At 70.8% G+C, this 13,208-nt stretch carries 10 protein-coding genes; 6 read left to right on the top strand and 4 right to left on the bottom strand.

Annotation, left to right across the window (positions count from 1 at the left end):
• Positions 1-89: 89 nt before the first annotated feature.
• Positions 90-1,838 carry an alpha/beta fold hydrolase gene (locus AB0M88_RS50465; RefSeq protein WP_364114991.1) on the bottom strand — a complete coding sequence of 583 codons (1,749 nt, stop codon included), beginning with the start codon at positions 1,836-1,838 and terminating at the stop codon, positions 90-92.
• A 304-nt stretch (positions 1,839-2,142) separates the two neighbouring features.
• Here AB0M88_RS50465 and AB0M88_RS50460 point away from each other — a divergent pair, with 304 nt between their 5' ends.
• Positions 2,143-3,081, top strand: coding sequence for an RICIN domain-containing protein (locus tag AB0M88_RS50460; protein WP_364114989.1), 939 nt, complete (start codon positions 2,143-2,145; stop codon positions 3,079-3,081).
• A gap of 127 nt (positions 3,082-3,208) precedes the next feature.
• On the opposite strand, the gene AB0M88_RS50455 is transcribed toward AB0M88_RS50460, so the two are convergent.
• Positions 3,209-3,799 carry a TetR/AcrR family transcriptional regulator gene (locus tag AB0M88_RS50455; RefSeq protein WP_364114987.1) on the bottom strand — a complete coding sequence of 197 codons (591 nt, stop codon included), beginning with the start codon at positions 3,797-3,799 and terminating at the stop codon, positions 3,209-3,211.
• A gap of 49 nt (positions 3,800-3,848) precedes the next feature.
• Between AB0M88_RS50455 and AB0M88_RS50450 the strand changes: the two genes are divergently transcribed.
• Positions 3,849-5,510, top strand: a complete 1,662-nt coding sequence (locus tag AB0M88_RS50450) for an FAD-binding dehydrogenase (protein ID WP_364114985.1) — start codon at positions 3,849-3,851, stop codon at positions 5,508-5,510.
• A 125-nt stretch (positions 5,511-5,635) separates the two neighbouring features.
• On the opposite strand, the gene AB0M88_RS50445 is transcribed toward AB0M88_RS50450, so the two are convergent.
• Positions 5,636-6,496, bottom strand: a complete 861-nt coding sequence (locus AB0M88_RS50445) for an SMP-30/gluconolactonase/LRE family protein (protein ID WP_364114983.1) — start codon at positions 6,494-6,496, stop codon at positions 5,636-5,638.
• A 55-nt stretch (positions 6,497-6,551) separates the two neighbouring features.
• On the bottom strand, positions 6,552-8,735 hold the full coding sequence (locus AB0M88_RS50440; protein WP_364114981.1) for an RICIN domain-containing protein: 2,184 nt from the start codon (positions 8,733-8,735) through the stop codon (positions 6,552-6,554).
• 162 nt (positions 8,736-8,897) lie between these two features.
• Here AB0M88_RS50440 and AB0M88_RS50435 point away from each other — a divergent pair, with 162 nt between their 5' ends.
• The 4 genes from AB0M88_RS50435 to AB0M88_RS50420 all read left to right on the top strand — a co-directional run bounded on the left by AB0M88_RS50435 (position 8,898) and on the right by AB0M88_RS50420 (position 13,120).
• Positions 8,898-11,276: a phosphoketolase family protein gene (locus AB0M88_RS50435; RefSeq protein WP_364114993.1), complete on the top strand. Its 2,379-nt coding sequence runs from the start codon at positions 8,898-8,900 to the stop codon at positions 11,274-11,276.
• Between the two features lie 210 nt (positions 11,277-11,486).
• Positions 11,487-11,870: a VOC family protein gene (locus AB0M88_RS50430; protein WP_364114979.1), complete on the top strand. Its 384-nt coding sequence runs from the start codon at positions 11,487-11,489 to the stop codon at positions 11,868-11,870.
• A gap of 33 nt (positions 11,871-11,903) precedes the next feature.
• On the top strand, positions 11,904-12,452 hold the full coding sequence (locus tag AB0M88_RS50425) for a TetR/AcrR family transcriptional regulator (protein ID WP_364114977.1): 549 nt from the start codon (positions 11,904-11,906) through the stop codon (positions 12,450-12,452).
• On the top strand, positions 12,449-13,120 hold the full coding sequence (locus tag AB0M88_RS50420; RefSeq protein ID WP_364114975.1) for a lysophospholipid acyltransferase family protein: 672 nt from the start codon (positions 12,449-12,451) through the stop codon (positions 13,118-13,120). The genes AB0M88_RS50425 and AB0M88_RS50420 overlap by 4 nt, the downstream gene beginning before the upstream one ends.
• Positions 13,121-13,208 lie beyond the last annotated feature (88 nt).

Here is a 13,208-nt window from a genome sequence, read left to right as displayed (position 1 = left end):
GCCCCGCCTCCCAAGTGGGGAGACGGGGCAGCGCCGGACAGGACGGCAGCGGACAGGACAGCGCCGGACAGGACAGCGGCGGGCCGGCTTCAGCCGATGACCGGCGGGAGGACCTTCGGGGCGTCTGCCGGCGGGAGGCCGTGGGCGGCGATCTCGGCCGGGGTCGCGGTGCGGAGGTTGAAGCCGTCGGCCGAGGCGGCGGTGGCGGTGCTGGTCAGGGGCGTGGTGAAGGGCTGCACGTCGCCGGCGCAGGTGGTGCCCTTCGCCGGCAGGGCGCGGAAGAGCAGGTAGCGGTCCGTCCACGTGGTGGCGCAGGCCGAGGTGCCGTAAGCGGTGTGGCCCCAGTTGCTGCTGGAGAGGAGGCGGGCGTTCGGCAGCAGGCGGGACGACTTCACGGCGTCCTCATAGTTGGTGGCCGGGTCCCAGAAGCTGCCGACGACCAGAACCGGGTGCTGGGTGAGCTTGTTGAACGGTCCGGTGTAGGCGTCCTCGTCGCGGACGGTCCAGTGGTCGCGGGCGCACTGGACGCTCGCCCAGGCCCAGGCGCGGCCGATGTAGGTGGCGCGCTTGTCGGCGCGGGCGGCGGCAGCCGGCCAGGACGAGCCGTGGGCCGGGTGCAGGCCGTCGGTGCACATGACGGCGGAGTAGGCGTCGAACGAGTTGTCGTACGGGAACTCGCGGCCGGCGGCCCGGGAACGCATGCGCGCGACCGTGGCCTTGGCGTGGGCGACCTCGGTGGCGGTCGGCGCCGCGCCGGGGGCGATCACCGCATACAGCTTGGCGGCGAGGTCCGTGACCTCGGCGCCCGCGTCGGGCTCGTAGAGGGCGCTGAGCACCAGGCCGATGAAGCCGGCGTAGGTGATGGTGTCGCCGTCGAGGCTGACCGGCTTCGCCTTCAGGTGCTCGGAGACGGTTCGGAAGGTGGCCATCGGGGCGTTGCTGAACTCGCACTTCGTGGGTGCGGCGGCCGCGCAGCGGCGCAGGATCTCGGCGAGCGCCTTCCACGCGCCGTCGGCCGAGTGGAGGCGGTCGTCCTGGATCTGGCCGGAGGTCGCGGTGCTGCCGACCCACGCCTTCGGGTCGATGACGCCGTCGACGACCACGGCGCGGAAGCGATCCGGGAACATGTTGGCGTAGTACTGGCCGAGCGCCGTGCCGTAGCTGAAGCCCAGGTAGGTCAGCTTCGAGTCGCCGACCGCGCGGCGCATCACGTCCATGTCGCGGGCGACCTCGGCGGTCGACATCGCGCCGGCCAGCTCGCGGCCCGTGGTCGAGCAGCCGCGGGCCTCGTTCTGGGCCGCCGTGATGAACGCCTTCTCCTGCTTGGCGCCCCACGGGAAGCCCATGGCCAGCGACTTCAGGGTCGGCAGTTGGCGGGCCGCGGTCGGGAAGCAGTCGACCTGCTGACTGAAGCCGACGCCGCGCGGATCCATACCGACGATGTCGAAGCGGTCGAGAATGCTCTTGCTCAGGAAGTACGGCGCGCCGAGGGCCATCGCGGTCGCCGAGCCGCCGGGGCCGCCCGGGTTGACGAACAGGCTGCCGATGCGGTGCTTCCGGTCGCGGGCCGGCACCCGGAGCAGGGCCAGGGTGACCTGCTTGCCCTTCGGGTTGTCGTAGTCGAGCGGCACCTTCGCGGTCGCGCACTGACCCCAGTCGTAGCAGCCGTACCAGTTCAGCTTGGGGGTCTTCACCGAGTCGACGCGACGCCGCTCGGTCGCGCTCGTCACGGCGTACGCCTCGGAGGGAGCGGCGGAAGCCGGCGCCGGTGCGATGAGCGTGCCGGCCAGCGCGAGCCCCGCGGCAGCGGTGGCGAGCAGGCGAGAGGTGAGCGACATGCGAGACCTTCCTGGTGGCCGGCGCCCGTATCGCCCCGGATATTCAAAAAGGTAGGTTCGCGAAAGATCTTCTCGGTGCTCCGAAAGGTTGTAGCTGGGTTGCGCGCGACGATGGTCGGATGTTGTGGGATACGTCGCACCGAGGGGCGCCCCGAACGTTTTCCCAGCTCAGCACCCCGAAGAGTGTCAACCTCCACCACATCGCCGGAAAAAGTGGCTGGTTTGGGGGTCAATACCGACCGGATCACCACGGTAGGTTCGACGACTGATTCTCAGTACACGGCCGGACGGTGGCGGAACTCAGGTGACGGACCACGACATGGGCGACGACCAGGACCCTCTGCTGGTACGCCCGTTCGTCCTGCACGACTCCGAGTCTCCGGACGCGGATCCGTCCACTCAGACCTGGCCGTCGGCGACGACCCGCGAGGTCCGGTCGCAGCACTCGGCATCCGGCGAGTCGGCCACCCAGGTCATCCCCCGAGTCGCTGCCCCGCGTCGCCGCTTCCGCCGCCGGTTCCTGGTGATCGGCGGGGTCGGCGCGGCGGTGGTGCTGGCCGCGGCGGCGGCCGCCTTCGCGGTGGTGCGCCCGGAAATGAGCCCGTCGGTCGCGTCCGGCGCCGACCCGGCCCTGCCCGTGGTGACCGGGCCCGCCCCGAGCGCTTCCGCCCCGCCGACGGCCGGCTCGCCGTCCGCCACGAGCCACGGTGCCCGCCGCTCGACCTCGACCTCGGCGTCGGCCAAGGCCTCCGCGTCGCTTGCGGCTTCCTCGGGTACGCCGTCCGCCGCGCCGCCGAACGGCCAGTCGTCGGCTCCGACCGTGAACCCGACCGGCGGCGGCTTCGGGGTCGCGCAACCGCACGACGCCTCACCGACCGGGCGGACGGGGACGATCCGCGGACAGAACGCGCTCTGCCTCGACCTGAACGGCAACCTGCCGTTCGACGACAACCACATCGACGTCTTCGACTGCAACGGCACCACCGCCCAGGTCTGGACCCTGGCGACCGACGGCACGCTGCGGGTCGACGGGAAGTGCGCGCTGATCGTCGGCGACAACACGGTCCACATCGTGTCCTGCGACGGCCGCACGACCGCCCAGTGGCACGCCTCCAACTCCACGCTGGTCAACGCGGCCAACGGCAGATGCCTCACCGATCCCTCCGGGGGCCGTGGTTCCGGCACGCCCGTCGTCGTCAGCACCTGCGGCGGCTCGGCCAGCCAGCGCTGGTCCCTGCCCTGAGCGAGCGCGCTCCGAGCCAGGCCCGAGTCAGAAGCGCGGTCAGGCCCGAGTCAGAAGCGCGTTAGGCCCAGGTCAGAGCGCGGTAGGCCGGGTCAGGAGCACGGTCAGGCCCGGGTCAGAAGCGCGGTCAGGCCCGGGCCAGAAGCGCGGTCAGGAGCTGGCTCAGCCACGTCCGGGCCGCGGACACGTCGTCGTCCAGGAGGAGCTGCACGGTCACCCCGTCGTAGGCGGCGACCACCGCCCGGGCGGCCGCGTCCACGTCGGGGATCGGGGGCGGGAGCGCGAGCTGGCCGCGTACGGAATCGAGGCGGTCCCGGACCGCCTGCCGCAGCTGGTCCCGGTGGCCGGCCAGGCGCCGGGCCAGGGTGGGGTTCCGGGCCGCGTGCAGCAGGAAGTCGGTCTTGACCAGGAGCCAGTCGCGGTCGAGCAGGAGGGTCTCGACCGTGCGCTCGATGACCTCCTCGACCGGCGCGTCGAGCGGGGGCGCGGTCAGCGACGCGGTGACCTGGGCGGCGATCAGGGCCGCGCGTTCGTCGTAGAGGTCGAAGAACAGCTCGTCGAGGGTGGTGTAGTTGGAGTAGAACGCGCCTCGGGTGTAGCCGGCGGCGGCGCACACATCGTCGATGCGGGTCTGGCCGAAGCCGCGGGCGGCGAAAACGTCGAACGCGGCGTCGAGCAGCCTCGCCCTGGTCTCGGCGCGACGTTTGGTGACCCGCATGTGGCCGAGCCTATCCAATACGTCCGCGTATCCGATACATTGCTGAATCGTGGATGCAGACGTCATCGTCGTCGGGGCCGGGCTGGCCGGGCTGGTCGCCGCGCGCGAGCTCACCGTCGCCGGCAAGAAGGTCGCGATCGTCGAGCAGGAGAACGCGGCCAATCTGGGCGGGCAGGGCTTCTGGTCGTTCGGCGGGCTGTTCCTGGTCGGCACGCCCGAGCAGCGGCGCCTCGGCGTGCGCGACAGCTTCGACCTGGCCTGGCACGACTGGCAGTCGAGCGCCGGCTTCGACCGGCTCGACGACGAGGACTCGTGGGCCGTCAAGTGGGCCCGGGCCTATGTCGAGTTCGCGGCGGGCGAGAAGCGGTCGTGGCTGTCGTCGCTCGGGATGAGCTGGCTACCGACCGTGGGCTGGGCCGAGCGCGGAGCGTTGAAGGCCGACGGGCACGGCAACTCAGTGCCACGATTCCACGTCACCTGGGGCACCGGGACCGGGGTGGTCGAGCCGTTCGTCAACGCCGCCACCGACAACCCGAACGTCTGCTTCTACCATCGCCACCGGGTCGATGAGCTCATCGTCACCGGCGGCGCGGTCACCGGCGTCCGCGGCACCGTGCTCGCCCCCTCCGACACCGCCCGCGGCGTCGAGTCCAACCGCGACCCGGCCGGCGACTTCGAGCTGACGGCCCAGGCGGTCATCGTCACGACCGGCGGCATCGGCGGCAACCACGATCTGGTCCGGCAATACTGGCCGGCCGACCTGGGCCGGCCGCCGACCAGGATGATCACCGGCGTGCCGGCCTACGTCGACGGCCGCATGCTGTCGATCACCGAGCGGGCCGGCGCCCGCCTGGTCAACCGCGACCGCATGTGGCACTACACCGAGGGCGTCCAGAACTGGGACCCGGTCTGGCCCGGCCACGGCATCCGCATCCTGGCCGCACCGTCGTCGATGTGGTTCGACGCGCTGGGTAGGCGCCTGCCCTCCCCCGGCATCCCGAGTTACGACACTCTGGCCACGCTGCGTTACCTGCGAACGACCCCGGAGATCGCCGGCTACGACCACTCCTGGTTCATCCTCACCGAGAAGATCGTCAAGAAGGAGTTCGTGCTCTCCGGCTCCGAGCAGAACCCCGACATCACCGCGAAGGACCGGCGCGGCTTCCTCAAGGACCGCCTCCTCGGCAAGGGCGCCCCGGCCCCGGTCGCGGCGTTCCTGCAGCACGGCGCCGACTTCGTGGTCGCCCCCACGATCGAGGAACTGGTCGCCAAGATGAACGGCCTGACCGACCAGGCCCTCCTCGACCCGGCCCACATCCGCCGCCAGGTCGAGGACCGTGACCGCCAGGTGGCCAACCCCTACAGCAAGGACGCCCAGATCCAGGGCATCCAGAACGCCCGCCGCTACCTCGGCGACCGCATCGGCCGCGTCGCCTCCCTGCACCGCTTCCTCGACCCGGCCGCCGGCCCCCTGATCGGCGTCAAGCTGCACATCCTCACCCGCAAAACCCTCGGCGGCATCCAGACCGACCTCGACTCGCGCGCGCTCGGCCCCTCCGGCGACCCGGTCCCCGGCCTCTTCGCGGCGGGCGAGGTCGCCGGCTTCGGTGGCGGCGGCGTGCACGGCTACAACGCCCTCGAGGGCTCGTTCCTCGGCGGCTGCATCTTCAGCGGCCGGGCGGCCGGCCGGGCGGCGGCGCGGGCTCTCTAGGTTCCGGTCACGTCAGACCGGCGGCCGGCACTCGCCGGCGGCGCCCGGCACTCGCCCGCAGCGGCCGGCGGGACAGCATGTTTTCGAGGTTTGGAGCGGCGGATCCGGGCCGCACCGAGGTTGCGTCATCCCAGCGAAGCCAAGGGGATCGCGATGATGCTGGCCTCCCGGGCGGCCTTGCGGGGCTGCTCGAAGAAGTCGGGTGCGGCGCAGGCGAAGAGCGTGTCGCCGGCCAGTGCGCACGCGTAGACCGGGGTGCCCGGGCTGACCTCGTCGAGGACGCTGCCGTCCGGGCCGATGTGGAGCAGGCGCGGGTTGGTGCCGTCGGCGATCCAGAGGGTGCCGTCGGGGGCCAGGCACGAGCCGTCGGGGGCGACGACCAGTTGGGGGACGACGTCGGCGAAGTCGCGCTCGGTGGGCACCGGGCCGAAGGTGGCCCAGACGCGGCGGTTGGTCAACGACCCGTCCGGGGTCAGGTCGAAGGCGGTCACCCGGTTGCCGAACGTCTCGTTGACCAGCAGGACGTTGTCGCCGGTGATGACCGTGCCGTTGGGGAACCAGAGGTCGGTCGCCACCTCGGTGACGGTGCCGTCGGGGTCGACGCGATGCAGGGAGGCGGGCGCCATGGCGCCGCCGCCCATGAGGTCGAAACCGAAGTTGCCGACATAGGCCCGGCCGCGCGAGTCGACGACCATGTCGTTGAGATGGCCGGTCGCGAACGATGACAGGTCGGCGTGGACCTCCAGCTCACCCGAGGACGAGCGCCGCAGGAGGCGACGGTCGCGCATCGAGACGATCAGCAGGCGGCCGTCGGGGAGCCAGCCCAGCCCGGACGGCTGTTGCGGCACCGTCGCCTCGAGGCGCAGGTCGGAGCCGTCGGGAAGGACCGACTGGACCACCCCGCCGTAGAAGTCGGAGAACCAGAGGCGCCCGTCGTGCCAGCGGGGCGACTCGGCGAAGTGGAGATCGGTGACTACGGCATCCATATGTAACGGCTATCACAGTGCCGGCCCGGGAGGAACCCGGGCCGGCACTTCGGACCTACGGAGCCGAGGCCAGCCACGCCTCGGTGTGCCCGGCCTTGGCCGCGTCACCCGAGTTGTTCACGACGTGGCTGATCGTGCCGACGCCGCCCAGCGACTCGGTGATCACGTCGTGGAACTTGATGCCGGACTTGACCGGTGTCTCGACCGCGTGGGCGTTGACCACCGAGTTGTTGGTGTTGAAGAAGCAGTAGCTGCCGACACCCCACGCCTCGTGCGTGGTGACCGAGTCGGCGACCTTGTACGCCGCCCAGCCCTGAGTGCTGCCGTTCATGTACGCGGCCTGGTTGGGCACGTCGTACGGCATCTCGTTCTGGTAGAAGTACGTCTTGCCGCCGTTGCCGTTCCAGATCGTGTTGAACTGCTGGAAGTGCTCGACGAACAGGCCGTAGAAGGTCACGTCGTTCCCGTTGACCACGAGGCCGTTCCGGGCCGGGTTGGTGGTCCAGCCGACCGTGTTGTTGCCGGTGCCGTGGTCGGCCCGCCAGATCCACGAGTGGTCGCCGATCACGTTGTTGCTGTTGATCTGCATCGACGTGGTGGCCTTGCCGGCGACCGCGCCGCCGATCCGCACGAAGACGTCCGACAGCACGGTCGGGTTGGCCGCGTGCGAAGCGGACGAGCCGGCCGGGCCGACCTGGAGCAGGATGTTCGAGTTGGTGGTGCCCGCGTCGAACAGCAGGCCGGCGATCCGCACGCCGTCCACGTCGGCCACGTGCATCGCGTCGACGCCGCCGTCCGGCTGGAAGGTCGCCAGGCCGAGGCCCAGGATCACCGTGCCGGCCCGGTTGACGTTCAGCGTCTGGTTGAGGTGGTAGACGCCGGGGGCGACCAGCAGGTTCTTGCCCGCCGCGAGGGCCGCGTTGATCGTCGCCGCGGTGTCGCCCGACTTGACGATGTAGAACGTGCTGATCGGCAGCGAGGAGCCGGCCGGGTTGCCGTTCGCCCAGCTGGTGCCGGTCGAGTTGGTCCGCATGCCGGGCACGAACACCTGGTACGCCCCGGTTCCGTCCACGTACAGGTAGGGCTTCTCCTCGACCGAAGGGGTCGAGCCGACCGTGGTGTAGTGCGGGTTGGGGAACGTGTTGCCGGCCGGGGCGCCCTGGTCACCGACGAAGACGGCGTTCCAGTTCTGGTTGACGTACTTGCTCATCGACGTGTTGCGGAAGATGAACTGCTGCTGCGATCCGTTGTCGATCTGGCCGTCGACCTTGGTGTCGGCGATGAAGCCACCGGACGACCAGCCGCCGTCGGAGAGCGCCAGGTTGCCCCGCAGGTGCATGCGACGGTAGGGCGCGGCCTGCGACACCGACCACCGGTCCTGCCCGTCGGGCGGGGTGACGCTGAGGCCCTCGGCCGAGCGCCAGAAGTTCTGGGTGGCGTTCTGCGTGCCGTCCGGCCACCAGTCGGCCTCGACGTGCACGTGGCCGTTGATGTTGACCTGGTCGGGGGTGAGCCCGAGGCCCGCCACCTGCTCGAAGAAGCCGACGTTGGCGTCGACGTTGTAGCTGCCGGGCTTGAACAGCAGCGCGTACCGCTGGGTGCCGAACTGGTTCTGCACCTGCTGGTTGAAGACCGAGGTCAGCTTGCTCTGGATGGTGGCCGACGACATCGACGGGTCGAAGATCGTGACGTTGGGCCCGAGGTCCGGGTTGTTCGGGTTCGACGGCACGGTGGTCGGCGGCGTGGTGGGCGGGGTGGAAGTGCCGGAGAACGTCCACTTCTGGTTGGGTGTCCCGCCGCAGGTCCACAGCTGCAGCTTGGCCCCGTCGACGGTGTTGTTGTCCTTGACGTCCAGGCACTTGCCGGCCGCGGTGTTGACCAGGTCGCCGGCGGCCGACAGCGTCCATTTCTGGGTGGCGACCGTGTCGAAGCAGTCCCACAGGTGCACGACCGCGCCGTTGGCGGTGGAGTTGCCGGCGACGTCGAGGCACTTGCCGAGCCCCTGCACCGAGCCGTTGTCGGCCAGGGTCCAGGTCTGGTTGGGGCCGGGCGAGCAGGACCAGAGCTGCGGCTGGTTGCCGTTGGCGGTGGAGCCGTCGGTGACGTCGAGGCATTTGCCGTTCAGGGAGCTGACCAGCGAACCGCTGGAGGCCGCGAAGGCGTTGGTGATGCCGGCGACGCCGAGCGCGCCCGCCGTCAGGGCGACGACCGCGCCCACGATAAGGCGACGTTTTCTCATGGGGGGATGTGCCTCCGGGGCAAAGGGGGAAACCGGAAACCGGGTTAACAGTCCGGTTATTCAATGCCTGTCGATCTACCGGAGGCGAGCCTCTTAAGGTTCGTTTAATGGTTCCGGAACATGAGAGCCCTCGACGGGGGTAGCCGGGCCAAGATGAGCTACATGACCGCGTCCACCTTGCAAGGTCCCCTGACCGACGACGAGCTCGACCGGATCAACGCGTACTGGCGGGCCGCCAACTATCTGACGGTCGGCCAGATCTACCTTCTCGACAACCCGCTGCTGCGCGAGCCGCTCACCGCCGAGCACATCAAGCCGCGTCTGCTCGGCCATTGGGGAACCAGCCCCGGCCTCAACATGGTCTACGCGCACGCCAACCGGCAGATCGTGCGGCGCGACCTCGACGCGATCTACGTGATCGGGCCGGGGCACGGCGGCCCGGCGATCGTGGCCAACACCTGGCTCGAGGGCACCTACTCCGAGCTCTACCCCTCGGTCAGCCGGGACGAGGCCGGCATGCGGCGGCTGTTCAAGCAGTTCTCGTTCCCCGGCGGCATCCCCTCGCACGTCGCGCCCGAGGTGCCGGGGTCGATCCACGAGGGCGGCGAGCTCGGCTACTCGCTCATGCACGCGTACGGTGCGGCCTTCGACAACCCGGACCTGACCGTGTTCTGCGTGGTCGGCGACGGCGAGGCGGAGACCGGGCCGCTGGCCACCAGCTGGCTGTCCAACGTGTTCCTCAACCCGCAACGCGACGGCGCGGTCCTGCCGATCCTGCACCTCAACGGCTGGAAGATCGCCAACCCGACGATGCTGGCCCGGATCGGCGACGACGACCTGCTGAGCCTGCTGAAGGGCTGGGGCTACGAGCCGATCGTGGTCGAGGGCGACGACCCGCTGCTGGTGCACCAGGCGCTGGCCGCCGCGATGGACAAATGCCTCGACACGATCGCCGAGATCCAGCGGTATGCCCGGGAAGGAAACGACGGCACCCGCGCCCGCTGGCCGATGATCGTCTTCCGCACGCCCAAGGGCTGGACCGGGCCGAGGACCGTCGACGGCAACCGCGTCGAGGGCACGTTCCGGGCCCACCAGGTGCCGCTCTCCGACCCGGGGGGCAACCCGGAACACCTCCGCCAACTCGACGAATGGCTCCGATCGTACGGACCGGAAGATCTTTTCGACGAAAAGGGCTCCCCGACCGCGGGGTTTGATGATCTGCACCCGCGGGGTGCCCGGAGGATGAGCGCCAACCCGCACGCCAACGGCGGCGAACTCCTCCGCGACCTCGTCCTTCCCGACTTCCGCGACTACGCCGTCGAGGTGAAGGAACCGGGACAGAACCTCGACGAGGCGACCAGGATTCTCGGCACCTGGCTGCGCGACGTGATCCGGGCCAACCTCGGCCGCTTCCGGCTGATGGGCCCCGACGAGGTCGCCTCCAACCGCCTCCAGGCGACCTTCGAGGCCACCGACCGCACCTGGACCGCGGCCACGACCAGCGACGACGACCACGAGTCGCCCGACGGCCGGGTCATGGAGGTCCTCTCCGAGCACCTGTGCGAGGGCTGGCTCGAGGGCTACCTGCTGACCGGCCGGCACGGCGTCTTCACCAGCTACGAGGCGTTCATCCACGTCATCGACTCGATGGTCAACCAGCACGCGAAGTGGCTCAAGGTCACCCGGAACATCCCCTGGCGGCGGCCGGTCGCCTCGCTCAACTACCTGCTCTCCAGCCACGTCTGGCGGCAGGACCACAACGGCTTCTCCCACCAGGACCCGGGCTTCATCGACCACATGGTCAACAAGAAGGCCGAGGTCGTGCGGGTCTATCTGCCGCCGGACACCAACACCCTGCTGTCCACGATGGACCACTGCCTGCGCAGCCGGCATTACATCAACGTCGTGATCGCGGGCAAGCAGCCGGCCCCGTCCTGGCTCACCATGGCCGAGGCCGACCTGCACTGCCGCCGCGGCCTCGGCATCTGGGAATGGGCCAGCACCGACGCGGGCTCCTCGCCGGACGTGGTCCTGGCCTGTGCCGGCGACGTCCCGACCATGGAGTCGCTCGCCGCGGCCGACATCCTGCGGCAACGGCTGCCCGAGCTCAAGGTCCGGTTCGTCAACGTCGTCGACCTGATGCGCCTGCAACCGGACACCGAGCACCCGCACGGCCTCTCGGACCGCGAGTTCGACACCGTCTTCACCGCCGACCGGCCGGTGATCTTCGCGTATCACGGCTACCCGTCGCTGATCCACCGCCTGACCTACCGCCGCACCAACCACGCCAACCTGCACGTCCGCGGCTACAAGGAGGAGGGCACCACGACCACGCCCTTCGACATGGTCATGCTCAACGACCTCGACCGCTTCCGCCTGGTCATCGACGTCATCGACCGGGTTCCCGGCCTCGCGGCCACGGCCGCCCACCTCCGCCAGGAGATGGTCGACGAACGCGAGCAGTGCCGCCTCTACACCAGGGCCAACGGCGAGGACGCCCCGCAGGTCGCCGACTGGCGGTGGTCACCCACCGATCGATAGCTCGCGCTCCTTTTCCGTACGCGTCGCAGGAGTCGCCACCCGCAAGGTGGCGGCTTCGTCTACGACGCACGACGCATGCCCATCGCCGTCAACCTCCTGGTGGCGGGTTCCTGATCCGCCGCGGCCGGGCAGCGCGACGGCCGGCCCCCGGCTAACGTGTCGGCATGCCATCGCTGCTCGGCCGAGTCGCGGCCCCGGGAGGATAGAACGATGCCGGTCGGAAGGCTGCACCACGTCATCCTGGACTGCCCGGAGCCCCGCGCGCTGGCGGCGTTCTACAGCGCCCTGCTCGGCCACCCGATCAGCTACGACGACGGCGACTTCGCGGTCGTCTCGCCCGACGACCACACCTCGGGCCTCGCCTTCCAGCGCGCGGCCGGCCACCGCCCACCGACGTGGCCCGACCCGGCCGTCCCCCAGCAGATCCACTTCGACGTGATGGTCGACGACCTCGCCACGGCCCGCGCGGCGGTGCTCGCCCTGGGCGCCACCGAACTGCCCACCGGCGACCACGTCTTCGCCGACCCGGCCGGTCACCCGTTCTGCCTCATCCGCCGCCCCGGCTGGGCCCCGCCGGTCGGCGAGACGCCGTAGACGATGTCTACCGGCGGCTGATAGACACTGTCCATGCCGGAGACGGATACCGAACGGCGGCTCATCACGGCCGGCGTCGAGCTGCTCGCCGAGGCGGGACCCGGCGCGCTGACCCTGCGGGAGATCGCGCGCCGGGCCGGGGTGTCGCACGGGGCGCCGAGGCGCTACTTCCCGACCCACCGGGCGCTGCTCGCGGCGATCGCCCGGGAGGGCCACCGCATGCTCGGCGCGCTGGTCGACCGCACGACCGGGCACGACCCGCGCGAGGCGGTGCTCGAGATGGCCCGGCGATACGTCGAGTTCGCCCAGCGGGAACCGGGGATGTTCGCGCTGATGTTCCGGCACGATCTGCTGACCGGCAACGGCATCGGGCTGCGGGAGGCGAGCACGCCTCTCTTCGGCGTACTCGTCAAGCAGCTGGACCGGGCCGCCGTGCCCGACCCACCGGTGACCGCGGCGGCCCTCTGGGCCGGCGTGCACGGCATCGCCCAGCTCTGGCAATGGGGCAGCATGCAGGTCGTCACCGGGTCCGACGATCCCGGCCCGCTCCTGGCCGCCACCGTGCGGGCGCACCTGAGGTGAACATCGGCCCGGCCCTGCGCCCGATGCTGTTGCCGGTCGCCCTGACCGCCTTCCGCCCGTCGGTGAGCGGATCGCGCAACGTTCCCCGCACCGGCCCGGTGATCCTGGCCGCCAACCACCTCTCGGTGATCGACAGCTTCCTGATCCCGCTGCTCACGCCGCGCCGCGTCTCGTTCCTGGCCAAGCAGGAATACTTCGGCCGCGGCAACCCGAAGAAGTGGGCCGTCCGCACCCTCCTGACCGGGCTCGACGTGATCGGCGTGCCCCGCGACGGCTTCCGGGCGGCCCAGCAGGCGCTCGAGATCGCGAAGGGGGTGCTCGACGACGGCGGCGCGTTCGGCATCCACCCGGAGGGCAGCCGCTCCCGCGACGGGCGCCTCTACCGCGGCCACACCGGCGTCGCGTGGCTGGCCCTGGCGACCGGGGCGCCGGTGGTGCCGGTCGCGATCTCCGGCACCGAGCACGTGCAGCCGGTGGGCACCCGGGTCCCCCGCCCCGGCAAGGTGACCGTGAAGTTCGGCGCCCCGATGCGGTTCACGCCGGTGCCCGGCACGCGCCCGGCGAAGGCCCGCCGCGACGCCACCGACGAGATCATGACCGCGATCGCCGCCCTCTCCGGCCAGCCCCTCGCCGGCACCTACAACGACCACTCGGCCGGAGCGGTCTAGGGCCGGAGCGGTCCAGGGCCGGAGCGGTCCAGGGCCGGAGCGGTCCAGGGCCGGAGCGGTCCAGGGCCGGAGCGGTCCAGGGCCGGAG

The sequence above is a fragment of the Actinoplanes sp. NPDC051411 genome (assembly GCF_040682075.1).
In the GTDB taxonomy this organism is placed as follows: domain Bacteria; phylum Actinomycetota; class Actinomycetes; order Mycobacteriales; family Micromonosporaceae; genus Actinoplanes.
The sequence above is the reverse complement of the archived record's forward strand: the minus strand, read 5'-3'. Positions and strand labels throughout refer to the sequence as shown.